Origin of the sequence: Microcystis sp. LE19-84.1B (genome assembly GCF_027531875.1) — a bacterium.
Taxonomy (GTDB): Bacteria; Cyanobacteriota; Cyanobacteriia; order Cyanobacteriales; family Microcystaceae; genus Microcystis; species Microcystis panniformis.
This window is the reverse complement of the sequence record NZ_JAPZSR010000317.1, coordinates 1-13,250: the sequence shown is the minus strand read 5'-3', so window position 1 is coordinate 13,250 and position 13,250 is coordinate 1. Positions and strand designations below refer to the sequence as shown.

Here is a 13,250-nt window from a genome sequence, read left to right as displayed (position 1 = left end):
TAATTATGAAGTTAAATTACCTGACTTTCTCATCTATCTGTTTAACGGTAACTTCCTTGATAATTCTTGGCAGTCCAGCTATATCTTTAGCCGATCATAGATCACCAATAACTTTAGCTTCTCGGGATTTATCAAACCAGCAACAGGGAAAAAAAATTATTCTTAATGGTCGTTCTTTGCCCGTTTCTTGGCAACAGTGGACAGCAGCAAATAGTACCCGGATCGCCATGGGTGACACGGGAGCAAGACAATTATTTGGCATGGATTTTCTTAGCACAAATGATCCCAAAAAGCAACCGATCAACTGGTTTAATTTACAAACTTTATCAGCTAATTTGATCAATTCCGATCGCTGGTTAGACGTTACGGATATTTTACTAAAAATGGGGGCAACAACCACTATTAATGGCGATAGTTTAACTATTAACTTTCCTGCTCCCCAGATTGAAGATATTCAGCTAGAAAATTATGGGGCAGTACAAAGGATTATTATTCAACTCGATCGCCCGACCTTTTGGCAAGTTAGTCAGGCAAAAAATCAAGCAGTGATTACCCTAGAAGGAAATGCCCAGCAATCGCTTATCTCTAGGTTTCAACCCAAAACTATCAGTAACAGTAATCAAAATAACGATGAAGATGATCTAGGCAACTCTAATAATAACTTAGCCACTCAGATCACTTCCTTAGAAAATAATGGGGTGATCAGTCGTTTAAAAATTAACCTTCCCACTGCCTACGGATTACAGATCAGCAGTGTGGATAATCCTCCCCGAATTATCATTGATTCTCGTCCCGATGCTATGGATGAAAAGCGCATTGTTTGGCAACCAGGGTTAATCTGGAATCAAAAATATATCCAGTTAGATCAAGATTGGTTTCCCGTGACTTGGTTAGAAATCGATCCCAGAAATCCCCAGATAACTATTAAACCAATCACAGCTAATTCCACCTCAATGCGCGGCACTAATCCCCTGATCACGATTAATAGCGAAAGTAATGCGGTAGCGATGATTAATGGTGGCTTTTTTAATCGTAATAATCAGTTACCTTTGGGGGCAATTCGCGTGGATGGCAAATGGTTATCCGGACCAATTTTAAACCGAGGAGCGATCGCATGGGATAATCGTGGTAAAATCAGGATTGATCGCCTGAGTTTAGAGGAAACCCTGATTACTGCCACCGGACAACGTTTTCCCCTAACCCAGTTAAATAGTGCCTTTGTAGCAGCCGGCTGCAGTCGTTATACTCGCGATTGGGGAAGTAATTATCATCCCCTCACCGAGCGCGAAACCGGGTTAGTCGTGCAAGGCGATCGCATAACGGAGAAATTAAATAATCTTTTGCCACAGGATAGTATAGACATACCAGAAAATGGCTATTTAGTCATCTGCCGAAAGACAGATATTAATTTAAAGATTGGTGAGACAGTCAACCTCGATAGCGTCACCCTACCGAGAGATTTTGCTAATTATCCCCAGATTTTAGGTGCTGGCCCCCTATTATTGCAGAATGGACGTATAGTTTTAGATGGAAATGCCGAAAAATTTAGTCCGGCATTCCAAAATCAACAAGCTTCCCGCAGTGCGATCGCAGTTAGCCAAGAAGGAAAAATTTTGCTAGTTGCTATCCATAATCGCGTCGGGGGAAGGGGGGCAACTTTAGGCGAATTAGCCCGAATTTTGCTGTTAATGGCGGCAAAAGACGGTTTAAACCTAGATGGGGGTAGTTCCACCGGGATAGCCTTGGCGGGTTATCTGCTCGATCGCTCTGCCGTTACCGCCGCAAAAGTCCATAATGGAATAGGAATATTTTTATCACCGTCTCCTTGAAGGGGGTGAAAACAATGGATAATAGCGACTGGATTAAACAATTGCTGCTGATGGGTATTGGCACTACTTCCATGGTGGCAGAAAAGATCAAAGAAGTGAGCGATGAATTAGTCAAAGACGGTAAAATCAATTCCGATCAGGCTAAAAACTTTGTTGATGATCTGATGACACAGATGAAGTCTGAACAGGGAAACTTCGAGAATAACTTAGAACGCTATATTCGCCATATTTTGCAGGATTTAGGGGTTCCCCGACAATCGGAAATGGACGAACTGCGGGGAAGGATTGATAGATTAGAACGACAGGTGAGAGACTTAGAGAATAAACTCTGGCGTTAGGGAACTATGAAATCAATGCGCGAAATCTTGCTCAGTTTTGCTATTATTGCGGTTTGTGGCTTATTTTTAATCGCTGCTTCCCTCTTTGGTGGGGGGGAAAAAACCAATGCGATCGCCGCAGAAACCGCTCCACCCCCTATCACTCAAACTATTAATAAGGAAATCATCTCCATGGATTTAGATCAAGCAGTCACCACCGATTCGGGACTAAAATACATCGATATCGTGGAAGGAACCGGAGAAAGTCCCCAAAAAGGTCAAAAAGTGACTGTTCACTACACGGGGACCCTCACAGACGGCAAAAAATTCGATAGTTCTAAGGATCGCAATCAACCTTTTACCTTTACCATTGGAGTTGGTCAAGTGATCAAAGGATGGGATGAGGGAGTCGCATCGATGAAAGTCGGTGGGCAGCGTACCTTAATTATCCCCCCAGAATTGGGTTATGGTGCGCGGGGTGCTGGTGGGGTGATTCCTCCCAACGCGACTTTACTTTTCGATGTGGAATTGTTGGGAGTTAAATAAATAGGTTTTTCCTCTGATTTTTCACCTCTACCCGCATCGATCCCGAATGCGGGTTTTTTGGCAGATTGCCAGAAGCTAAGGGCAAAATCAGGAGGATTTAGTAAATTCTAGACCGTTTTCGCTGCCGTAACGCTCCATAAAACGCATAAAACGATCCCACTCTGCGGGAGAATTAAAAATAACCGTAGCTTCGATCGCCATGGGTTTACCGTTGATAAATTTGCCTTTTACTTCCCTGGTGACGATTTCCCCCTCCTCATCAATGAGATACATCCCCGTGATTTCCTCGGTTTGTTGATCTCCGAGGATAGTCGGTTGATCAAAATAAAATTTTGCCGATCCCTTTTCTCCCGTTTTAGTGCGACTTAAGCGGATATCGGGAACAACTGGTTCTTTTAACCCCCTGGAAAACTGAATTTCTGCCATTACTTTTCTTTATCCTTCTCATAGAACACGCCTTTCTACATCATCTCACACCAAGTCGCAAGTAAAAAGCAGATGGGACAGCATAAGCTCAAAATATCAACACCAATACCATTTTTCCTTATTCGTAGCAGGCCTATCCATTAGTCATACTAAATCCTATTTAAAAGGGATAGGAGACTGAGGAGCAGGGAGCAGGAAAAAAAAATCCATAACTTGGGAGTTAATCACACTATTAAAAACGGATTCGGTGTCACATCTTTCTTAACATGAAATTTGACAAAAAGACAAAAGTGTGCAATGTGGCTCAAGTTGGTTTTCTGGGGTAACTAATTTGATGGCATAGTTCCGGGGTTGTAGTCGGTCGTTAATTTCCATGCCCTCTATAGTACATCCCCTGTCGGGGTTCTGTCCCTTCTTATACTAAATCCGGTTATTAAAAACTGATTATTTATTCTCCGTTTTGCCTCTTGCATGAGTGCCTCTCCTGATATAAGTAGTCGTGCAAAATTAATTTCCTAGTTGAGACTCCGAGACTCCGAGACTCCGAGACTCCGAGACGGGATACAGCTATTAGGGATCGGATTTGAGTTTTCAGTTCTCTGTTTGCTCACATCAGCAGAAGTCTGACGGAGTAGTGGCTTAGATGTGTAATTAATTGTGCTTAGATACTTACCAGATGAAAATGGGTAAAACCCTACACCCCACACCCCACACCCTGTCCCCACGAAAAACTTTTTCAGCAGACCCTAATTACGCGTGTTTTAGCTTACTTGTGTCCTTAAATACTTCTTTTACTGCGTCAAATCACACAAGTCTTTATATGAAGGCTGTACGATCGTATTTAGGGTAAATTACATTGTTGCCATTGCTTCCCGCTTCTGATCTAGACTGTGTTGAGATTTGTCAAAGCTAATTGCAAAAGTAATCTTTTACATCCAATGGTTTTTAAGTCTGTTAGCACACTATGTCTATCGTAAGTAAACAAGAACCTAAGCTGGAAAAGCTCACCCTATTTCAAAAACGCCCAAAAACGGCGTTCTGGGAGAAATTTTGGGGTGTGAGCATAATTAACCATCTCTGCCATTACTTTTGAAAAATTTGACTTGGGCAAATTATCAATAGATATGCAGTCTATTAGTAGTTATCTTAACGGTGAGATACGAAGTTTCTGGTTTTAGAGAACGACGCAACGGCGGAACGTCGGAATATTATCTGATCGTCCAGAGATGATGACAAATACCGCCATACTGCATCCTCATGATAAACGCTATAATCTGAAAGTTGTTGCCAGTTGCTCATCATGAAAAAACTGACTTATTCATTGCTCCCCCTGGGGATTACTGTTGGACTTTGCCTAAACATTGCCCCTGCTTCCGCTGGTATGATAGTACGAAATGTCATTCCCAACGCCGCCCTTTCTATTGACGGCTTTGGAAGTACATCTAATAGTGGATTTATTCAAGCCAATATACCCACAGGTTCTACTATTCAGAGGGCTTATCTCTATGCCGCCTCCATCTGGAATATGAGTCAAGTTTACGGAGTAATTTTTCATGGGACGACACTTCCCGTGAGTCCAGAAACTATTCTAACTCCTGCTGATAACAACCTAGCCACCACCGCCCGTTGGGATGTCACCAGTATCATCAAAGACTCTTCATCCTCTACAGGAATATTTCCAACAAACTTTAGTATCGTTGAGGATGGCGATAACGATGGTGAAGTTCTCGTCGTTGCTTATAGCAATCCTTCTACCCAAGGTCTTACCTCGGTTATTTTGGACGGGGAACTGAATCCCAAGGGAGACACGGTTAAGTTCGATTTTCCCGCTCCTTACGCTGGGGGAGCTTTTCTGGTTTCCCTCGCCTCTAGTTATAGCCGTCAACCGAGTGGGCAAGCCACTGAGATTGACGTAACCACTAATTCGACCAATATTTATCGACGATTAACCAGTAGCGCAGGAGGACAGGATGATGGCGAAGGAGCCAACGGAGCGTTAATAACTGTTGGGGGGATAGGTGACAGTCCTGATAACCCCGATCCCTGCGCTTCTCCTTCGGACGGACCGCGAATCGATGATGAATACTATAACCTCGCTCTCGGCAATAGTAGTAGTTCCTCTTCGTGCAGTGCTGCTAGCACCACTCCCTTTATCTTACCTGGAAATACTTTCGTTGAATTCAAAACAGTGAACCCCAGTGAAGATGATAACGTTTTCGGAATGTTTATCACCAGTAAATTTGGGACCAGTCCTAGTCCTGTCCCCGAACCATCGATGACACTAGGTATTTTCGGTATCGGTGGCATCGGTATCTTACTATCTCGCCTTGGTAAAAAATCCTAAGCTGCCCGCGAATTTAAATTGCTTGTGGAGATGAGGCAAGAGTGCCTCTTGCCTCCTACTCCCCTCTCCCAGAAAGGGAGAGGGGTTGGGGGTGAGGGCAATTAACCATCTCTGCTATTACTTTTGAAAAATGGTATAAATCACCCCTTCAGGACTCTCGGAGTGCAATCAGTGGCAAAATCAAGGCTATGATCGATCACTGATAACCAATAACTGAGATGAGATGGTTTTATTAGAAGCAGCGGTTCATTCTTCCCTACGCGCTTTTTTACGGGAACAAGGGCGCTTTTATTGGTCTCATCATCTCACTATGGGGCGACTGGTGGCTAGAGCTTTACGCCTAAAACGTTCCTCTCTCATACAAACTGGAACTACTCTCACCCGTTATTGTCTCAGTTATCTCACCCCGGCTCTTTTAGGTGATACACCAGTTCTGATTGTTGCCCCCGAGTCAGAACTAAACCTACTGTTAGAAGTGGAAATCCCCCGTCTGCAAACATGGTTACAAACTCAGCGAGATATCCTCAAAAGCGATCGCTTTCCCGCTAATTTTACCGGTTTACTCCTCACCACACCCCAACAATGGTTAGAGGATAAATTAGGCAGTCTCGGCCATTTTCCCCAGAATATCCCCACCATAATCGATCGAGCCGAAGATTTAGAAACTTGTCTAGTAGATTATCTCACCGTCACCATTACTCCCGAACAATGGTCTGTTTTAGGGTCAGCATATCCCCAGCATAGAGAGTTTATAGACTTAATTAAAGCACAACTTAGCCAAAGTATTCTTGGTCATCCAATTAATCCCTATAATTGCTATCTTATCGATGCCAAGGAAAAAGAATATATAATTGCGCTCCTGCAACGCTTGCATCAAGACTTAACCACTGATTCTGCTTGGCAACTTTTAGCGGCAAAAATCCCCGAGCTTAATTATCTCCTCTGGACATCAGTAGATCGAGATCGAGAAGAATTTACCCTAAAAATCAGTCCTTTGGAGGTGGCTAGTTTTTTCAAACCGATTTGGCAGCAGCAACCCTTTGTTTTAATCGGCAGTTTTTTAGATAGCGAAAAATCCGCTAATTTATACCGTCAAAATCAGGGTATCGGAGATATTTTAACTCTAAAGTTTGCAGCCGATCGCGAAAGTGAATATATTCATTTATATCTACCCGATCGCATCAGCGCCCCCAACACCCCCGAATTTCAACCGATGTTATTAAAGCAAGTGCGGGAATTAGTTAGTGCTAATCATACCAGTGAACAACCGATCGTGATCCTGATTGAAGATGTTCCCCTCAAGGCACAAATTGCCACCCAAATCGCAGCCGATTACGGTTCGCGAGTGCAAGTGGAAAAAACTGAAATTAATAGTAATACTATTCTCGTTTGTGGTTGGCAATTCTGGCAAACTCATCAAGAAAAATTTCTCACTCCCAGTTTATTAATTATCGCTACTTTACCCTTACCTTCCCCCGAAAATCCTCTCGTTGCTGGCAAAATTGCCTACTATAAACGACAACACCTCGACTGGTTTCGTGCCTATCTTTTACCCACAGCAGTGAGGGAAATTCAGCAATCTGTTCAGTCTCTCCGGGAGTGTCAAGGTTGTGTGGCTGTTCTTGATAATCGTGTCAATGCTCGCAGTTATGGCCGACAAATTCTCTCCGCTTTAGAACCCTATGCTAAAGTTAATTATCTCGATCAACAATTTTTTCAAGATAAAGATTAAATCGGTTATCAGTTATCAGTTATCAGTTTACTGTTTACTGATAAAATCTCCCCCGGAGCCATATTTCCAACTATCCAAATAACGATGATAAAGATATTTTTGCTTGTCAGGTAACTTTTCTAAAACAGGTTTTAAGCTAGTTGCTAAGGGATATAAACCACTATACAAAGCTAAATTAAAATAATGTCCCGTCCAATCGATAAAAGGACTGATACCCACTTGTGGAATCATCGGTAAAACTAATTGAGGATTAACCAAAGGCAAAGTTTTCGAGAGGGAAGAAAACTGCACCACATCCTGTAAAAACGGTTTTAATACCTCATCTCCCAACTTATCCATTACCCGAAAAACTCCACTCATTAAGTCATTAATTTGATTGGGATTAGGGTTAGCAGACATCGGGACACTCATGGTTTTTTGAAATAGCCACGTTACCGATATATTTGGTTGATAGGGTTGTAAAAGTGCTAAATATTCTCGGTTTAAAGCATCGATTTGTAAAGCTTCCTCGATGGCGAAAGTTAGCCTTTTTAAATGCCTAACCATTGCCCCAAAACCGCCAAAACTTACTGGAGATTGACTACCGCTACTATCTCCCACTGCCAGAATTCTTGACCAAGGCATTTTTAAAGGACTTTGACGATAGGCAGGGAAAAAACCCGCTAGAAAACGCTGAAATTTTACCGCTTCTAAATCTACCTTTTGATACTCCGGCAGTAATCTTAAATACTCCTCCATCAAAAATTCTAAACTAAAGCGATCGGGATGGGTATCAAGATAGGTAAATAAATAAGTTGTCCGACCATCCCTAGCGGGAAATGCTTCCCAAAAGTATTGACATTGGTGCAAGATTGGGGTAAAAGAATAAATCAAATCACCAGTTTCATTACTGGGAAAACCCTGACCGCAACTACCCACCACTAAACAAACTCCATCGGGTTTTTCTCCTTTTCTTGCCTGTTTTGCAATTGGCGAAAAATGACCCATGGCATCGATTAATAAACGGGTTTTTAAAGTCATTTCTCCCGTTTTAACCATTACCCCATCGGGATGAATAATTGCCCCGCTAAACCCCGAATTTTCTAATAACTTTCCTCCCGCTTGCAAAAACTTATTTTTTAAAGTCTCTAGCAAATAAACCGGATCAACACCGATATTTAAAATATCTCTAACCCAAAGCTCATAACCTTGATAAAATCCCACCCTAGCAGGATTATATTCCGTCGCTATTGCTTGATTTAATTCCGCTTCTGTCAATAAATCTAACTCTAAAAAACTGCTTAGTTCTAAACGGGAAATATTCCACTCCTGCTCACGACCGCGCAGAATACCTCTTTCTAATAATGCCACACGCCAGCCCCTAGTTTGCAAAGCAGCCCCGATAAAAATTCCTAGGGTTCCCCCCGCAATAACTAGATCAAAATCCGTCTCTCCTAAAGATTCTTGACTTTGATTAATTACCGTAGGAATAAGCGGATTTTCTAAACGCAAAGCTTGCCAAGTTTGATCGCTGGCTCGCAATTGTTGTAAACTCTGAGGAGATACTCGATCGAGTAAAGATGCAACTAAAGACATAATCTTATATCAGTTATCAGTTATCAGTTATCAGTTATCAGTTATCAGTTATCAGTTATCAGTTATCAGTTATCAGTTATCAGTTATCAGTTATCAGTTATCAGTTATCACCATGTCCAGAGGAGAAAACTATTTAGATTGGAAAAACTTTTTCCCTTCTTCAAAGATTTTAGTAATATCCTTGAGAGAAACACCAAAAATTGCTAAAACTCCCGTAAAGACTAACAAAAAACCGATAAAACTATTCCGATCATAGAGAAATAAACCCACCAAAACGATAAAATAGGGAGAGAGAATTTTACTAATATTTTCAACTACAGTAACTACCTCTGGAGTGGGAGGATCAACAAGATTAATATCAGCTTTATCCTGATCCGGTTCGAGATTTTGTTTAATTGAAAACATCACCTCCTGTAAGTCCTTTACCTCCGGTGGGTTCGGTTCCTTCCCTGGTTTGCCAAACATTGTTAACTCCCTCGCCAATTTATCTATATCCTCTATGGTAGCCAAAAAGAGGGCAAGCCGGAAAAGCGCGAGCAAGTCGAGAAATTCTCAGGGCAATTTTCCTTATAACCCCCTCGGCCTCGGCTGCTATAATCAGAGGAACAACTCCCAAGTTCGTTAACGGTACAAAAAAACTATGAATACCAGTCCAGACCGTGTGATTATCTTCGATACCACCCTTCGAGATGGGGAACAGTCCCCGGGTGCCGCTTTAAATGTGGATGAGAAGCTAACCATAGCACGCGCACTGGCACGACTGGGAGTTGATGTCATTGAAGCAGGTTTTCCCCACGCTAGTCCGGGGGACTTTGAAGCTGTGCAGAAAATTGCCGCCAGCGTCGGCAGCGAAGCTGATAGCCCAATTATTTGCGGATTAGCCCGCACTACCCAAAAAGATATCAAATCTGCCGCCGATGCGCTCAGACCCGCCGCCAAGCCCAGAATTCACACCTTCCTAGCCACATCTGATATCCACCTCCAATACAAACTTAAGAAGACTCGTCAGGAAGTTCTTGACATTGTGCCGGAAATGGTGGCCTATGCTAAATCCTTCCTTAATGATGTGGAATTTTCCCCCGAAGATGCCGGCCGCAGCGATCCCGAATTCCTCTATCAAGTCCTCGAAAGAGCGATCGCCGCAGGAGCCACCACCGTTAATATTCCCGATACCGTCGGTTATACCACCCCCAGCGAATTTGGGGCTTTAATCCGTGGTATTAAGGAAAATGTCCCCAATATCGACCAAGCGATTATCTCCGTGCATGGTCACGATGATCTAGGGTTAGCGGTGGCTAATTTCCTCGAAGCAGTTAAAAATGGCGCTCGACAGTTGGAATGTACCATTAACGGTATCGGTGAGCGTGCCGGTAATGCTTCCCTAGAAGAATTGGTGATGGCCCTTCATGTCCGGCGCTCCTATTTTAATCCTTTCCTCGGTCGTCCCCCAGAGTCCACGGAACCTTTAACCAAGATCAACACCAAGGAAATCTATCGCACTTCTCGCCTAGTTTCTAATCTTACCGGCATGATCGTGCAACCGAATAAGGCGATCGTCGGTGCTAACGCTTTCGCACACGAGTCGGGAATCCATCAGGACGGGGTGTTAAAACATAAACTCACCTATGAGATTATGGATGCAGAATCGATCGGTTTGACTAATAATCAGATCGTCCTCGGTAAACTCTCCGGCCGCAACGCTTTTCGCTCTCGGTTACAGGAATTGGGTTTTGAGCTTTCGGAAACGGAACTTAATAACGCTTTTATCCAGTTTAAAGAAATGGCTGATCGCAAAAAGGAAATCACCGATCGCGATCTAGAAGCTATTGTTAACGATGAAATCGATACGGTTCCCGATCACTTCCGCCTTGAATTAGTACAAGTATCCTGTGGCAATAACGCCAGACCCACGGCCACGGTAACGATTCGCACTCCCGACGGTAGCGAGTTATCCGATGCAGCCATTGGTACAGGGCCCGTAGATGCTCTCTGCAAAGCGATCGATCGAGTGGTGCAGATTCCTAACGAATTAATCTCTTTCTCGGTGCGAGAAGTTACCGAGGGAATCGATGCTTTAGGAGAAGTGACCATCCGTCTCCGTTACGCAGGACGCACCTATTCTGCTCGCGCAGCCGATACCGATATTATTGTCGCCTCCGCTCGTGCCTACGTCAGCGCCTTAAACCGTCTCCACGTCGCACTGCAGCAGAAGGAAAAAACCCCCGAAATGCTACAAGTCTAGATAGGGTGTTAGGGTGTTAGGGTTTTAGGGTGTTAGGGTTTTAGGGTTTTAGGGTTTTAGTTGAAATTCCCCCACTTCCCCACCACCCCACTTCCCCACTTCCCCACTTCCCCACTTCCCCACTTCCCCACACCCCACTTCCCCACACCCCACTTCCCCACACCCCACTTCCCCACTTCCCCACACCCCACACCCCACACCCTACTTCCCCATCACCCCACACCCCAGGGTGCTGTTGGAGAAAATCTTAAATTTGTCTCGCAAATTTCTAAAATGTTGCTAAGTTAATATTATGAGCTTGCGCTCTAACAATTTTAATACAAGTGTATTAAAATTGGATTCGCGTAAAAGCAATGAGGGATGAAATTTATCCGCAAGAATCCGATCAAATTAAATACAATAGCTAAAGACTATAAGGAATCGGCCAAGGCAAATAGGGATTATTTTCCCCTTGCCAATGGGAACAGTTGACCCGTCCAATAATTCCTTTGATTGTTAGCTATCTGGTCAACACCGCAGACAAACCGGCGATCGGATTTCAGTCCTCCAGCCATTTATCCAATTTTTGCAGGAGCCAGATTATGAGTTGACCGAGCTAAAACAGCATTCCGTGTCGCTAAAATCGTATCGACACAAGGAAATTTAAGCAAAAATCTTCTCCCATTTGTTGTAATTAAAGCTACAATCGGAAAAGTCTTTCCCCGTCTCGGATTTGAGACACAAATTTGTTCAGTATCACCTAGATTGAGATTCGATCTTCTAGTTTTGCACAGAAGGAGCAAGAGGAAAACGGCATGATGCAGGCCCACGATGTACTAACCCTTACCGAGCCGCCATTGGATTTAGATTTGATTGACCTAGACGAAGACTTCGATGATGAGGATATCGAGTTAGAGCTAGAAGAAACCAGCGATAGCAACGATGGCAAAAAAACCCGCCGCCTTGCCAGCGCTCGTCGTCGCGACGCCGCTAGAAAAAAACCCTATACAGAAGATTCGATTCGGATTTATCTGCAAGAAATCGGCAGGATTCGGTTATTGAGAGCGGAGGAGGAGATCGAATTAGCGAGAAAAATCGCCGATCTCCTGAAATTAGAACGCATTCGCGAAGATTTTTGCCTCTATAGCGATGCTGAATGGGGAAAACAGGTTTTCTTGTTCGAGCGCATCGAGAAAATTATCGTTGAAAAATCGGAAAAAGAACCGAAACTATCGGATATTAAGGCTTATTTAGGTAAGACGGAGCTAACGGCTCCCCTGCTGGAAGAATGGCTGGCCAAATCAAAGGAATACTTATCGGCCTTTAAGCGTCGTTTGTACCATGGTCGTCGCGCTAAGGAAAAAATGGTACAATCGAACCTGCGTTTAGTGGTTTCGATCGCCAAGAAATACATGAATCGCGGTCTTTCCTTCCAAGATTTAATTCAAGAAGGTTCCCTCGGTTTGATCCGCGCCGCCGAAAAATTCGACCACGAAAAGGGTTATAAATTCTCCACCTATGCCACTTGGTGGATTCGTCAAGCCATCACCCGGGCGATCGCGGATCAATCCCGCACCATTCGTCTTCCCGTCCACCTCTACGAAACCATCTCCCGGATCAAAAAAACCACCAAGATTCTTTCTCAGGAAATGCGCCGCAAACCCACCGAGGAAGAAATCGCCACTAAGATGGAGATGACCATCGAAAAACTGCGTTTTATTGCCAAATCTGCCCAATTACCGATTTCTCTAGAGACTCCCATCGGTAAAGAAGAAGACTCCCGTTTAGGAGACTTTATCGAAGCGGATGGGGAAACCCCAGAAGATGAAGTTTCTAAAAATTTATTACGCGAGGATTTAGAAAATGTCCTCGATACCCTTAGTCCTCGCGAACGGGATGTGCTGCGTCTGCGCTACGGTTTAGATGACGGCAGGATGAAAACACTCGAAGAAATCGGCCAGATTTTCAACGTCACTCGCGAGCGCATTCGTCAAATAGAAGCCAAGGCCCTGCGGAAACTGCGTCACCCTAACCGCAATAGTATCCTCAAAGAGTACATTCGTTAACTTCCCGCTCTTAAAAAACTAGAAACTGAGTCTCCTTGAGGCTCAGTTTTGCAGTCATCGGAAATTTTGGGTCTGAAACCCCGCCGTTCTAGGTTGGCTTTACGTTAGAATTAAAAGGCCAGTCTCGAAAACCAAGTGGACGGCGCAGCACCTGGAAAACTCGGCTTAGGGGGTTCCGACCAGAAAAGCTTGGC

Annotated in this window: 11 protein-coding genes; 7 read left to right on the top strand and 4 right to left on the bottom strand. The window is 43.8% G+C overall.

Going from position 1 to position 13,250, the window contains the following annotated elements; all coding sequences use genetic code 11:
* Positions 1-5: 5 nt before the first annotated feature.
* The 3 genes from O9324_RS18035 to O9324_RS18025 are packed head-to-tail and all read left to right on the top strand — an operon-like array spanning position 6 to position 2,692.
* On the top strand, positions 6-1,829 hold the full coding sequence (locus tag O9324_RS18035) for a phosphodiester glycosidase family protein (protein WP_288140905.1): 1,824 nt from the start codon (positions 6-8) through the stop codon (positions 1,827-1,829).
* A gap of 14 nt (positions 1,830-1,843) precedes the next feature.
* Positions 1,844-2,167, top strand: a complete 324-nt coding sequence (locus tag O9324_RS18030; protein WP_002765298.1) for a phasin family protein — start codon at positions 1,844-1,846, stop codon at positions 2,165-2,167.
* A 6-nt stretch (positions 2,168-2,173) separates the two neighbouring features.
* On the top strand, positions 2,174-2,692 hold the full coding sequence (locus tag O9324_RS18025) for an FKBP-type peptidyl-prolyl cis-trans isomerase (protein WP_002765299.1): 519 nt from the start codon (positions 2,174-2,176) through the stop codon (positions 2,690-2,692).
* A gap of 87 nt (positions 2,693-2,779) precedes the next feature.
* Here O9324_RS18025 and psb28 read toward each other — a convergent pair whose 3' ends face one another.
* The gene (gene psb28 / locus O9324_RS18020) at positions 2,780-3,118 is read right to left on the bottom strand and encodes a photosystem II reaction center protein Psb28 (protein ID WP_002746239.1); all 339 of its coding nucleotides are present in this window, start codon (positions 3,116-3,118) and stop codon (positions 2,780-2,782) included.
* Positions 3,119-4,418: 1,300 nt separating this feature from the next.
* Between psb28 and O9324_RS18015 the strand changes: the two genes are divergently transcribed.
* Together O9324_RS18015 and O9324_RS18010 are read left to right on the top strand one after the other, a co-directional pair.
* On the top strand, positions 4,419-5,462 hold the full coding sequence (locus tag O9324_RS18015) for a PEP-CTERM sorting domain-containing protein (RefSeq protein ID WP_288140904.1): 1,044 nt from the start codon (positions 4,419-4,421) through the stop codon (positions 5,460-5,462).
* A 223-nt stretch (positions 5,463-5,685) separates the two neighbouring features.
* Positions 5,686-7,194 (top strand): helicase C-terminal domain-containing protein, encoded by a 1,509-nt coding sequence (locus O9324_RS18010; RefSeq protein WP_288140903.1) that lies wholly within the window; start codon positions 5,686-5,688, stop codon positions 7,192-7,194.
* Positions 7,195-7,221: 27 nt separating this feature from the next.
* Here the strand turns inward: O9324_RS18010 and O9324_RS18005 are convergent, their stop codons facing one another.
* Entirely contained in the window at positions 7,222-8,769 is a 1,548-nt protein-coding gene (locus O9324_RS18005; RefSeq protein WP_288140902.1) for an FAD-dependent oxidoreductase, read from the bottom strand.
* A 129-nt stretch (positions 8,770-8,898) separates the two neighbouring features.
* A complete protein-coding gene (locus tag O9324_RS18000) occupies positions 8,899-9,234 on the bottom strand; it encodes a hypothetical protein (RefSeq protein ID WP_288140901.1) in 336 nt (111 codons plus the stop codon).
* 175 nt (positions 9,235-9,409) lie between these two features.
* Here O9324_RS18000 and O9324_RS17995 point away from each other — a divergent pair, with 175 nt between their 5' ends.
* On the top strand, positions 9,410-11,011 hold the full coding sequence (locus O9324_RS17995; RefSeq protein ID WP_002765307.1) for a 2-isopropylmalate synthase: 1,602 nt from the start codon (positions 9,410-9,412) through the stop codon (positions 11,009-11,011).
* Positions 11,012-11,067: 56 nt separating this feature from the next.
* On the opposite strand, the gene O9324_RS17990 is transcribed toward O9324_RS17995, so the two are convergent.
* Positions 11,068-11,211, bottom strand: a complete 144-nt coding sequence (locus tag O9324_RS17990) for a hypothetical protein (RefSeq protein WP_288140900.1) — start codon at positions 11,209-11,211, stop codon at positions 11,068-11,070.
* 594 nt (positions 11,212-11,805) lie between these two features.
* On the opposite strand from O9324_RS17990, the gene rpoD reads away from it, so the two are divergent.
* Positions 11,806-13,056: an RNA polymerase sigma factor RpoD gene (rpoD, locus tag O9324_RS17985; RefSeq protein WP_002755984.1), complete on the top strand. Its 1,251-nt coding sequence runs from the start codon at positions 11,806-11,808 to the stop codon at positions 13,054-13,056.
* Positions 13,057-13,250: the final 194 nt, after the last annotated feature.

Excerpts from the sequence above, each read along its gene's own strand:
- O9324_RS18005 (WP_288140902.1), bottom strand. The coding sequence starts at position 8,769 with ATGTCTTTAGTTGCATCTTTACTCGATCGAGTATCTCCTCAGAGTTTA.
- O9324_RS17995 (WP_002765307.1), top strand. The coding sequence starts at position 9,410 with ATGAATACCAGTCCAGACCGTGTGATTATCTTCGATACCACCCTTCGA.
- O9324_RS18025 (WP_002765299.1), top strand. The coding sequence starts at position 2,174 with ATGAAATCAATGCGCGAAATCTTGCTCAGTTTTGCTATTATTGCGGTT.
- O9324_RS18035 (WP_288140905.1), top strand. The coding sequence starts at position 6 with ATGAAGTTAAATTACCTGACTTTCTCATCTATCTGTTTAACGGTAACT.
- rpoD (WP_002755984.1), top strand. The coding sequence starts at position 11,806 with ATGATGCAGGCCCACGATGTACTAACCCTTACCGAGCCGCCATTGGAT.
- O9324_RS18015 (WP_288140904.1), top strand. The coding sequence starts at position 4,419 with ATGAAAAAACTGACTTATTCATTGCTCCCCCTGGGGATTACTGTTGGA.
- O9324_RS18000 (WP_288140901.1), bottom strand. The coding sequence starts at position 9,234 with ATGTTTGGCAAACCAGGGAAGGAACCGAACCCACCGGAGGTAAAGGAC.
- O9324_RS18010 (WP_288140903.1), top strand. The coding sequence starts at position 5,686 with ATGGTTTTATTAGAAGCAGCGGTTCATTCTTCCCTACGCGCTTTTTTA.
- psb28 (WP_002746239.1), bottom strand. The coding sequence starts at position 3,118 with ATGGCAGAAATTCAGTTTTCCAGGGGGTTAAAAGAACCAGTTGTTCCC.
- O9324_RS18030 (WP_002765298.1), top strand. The coding sequence starts at position 1,844 with ATGGATAATAGCGACTGGATTAAACAATTGCTGCTGATGGGTATTGGC.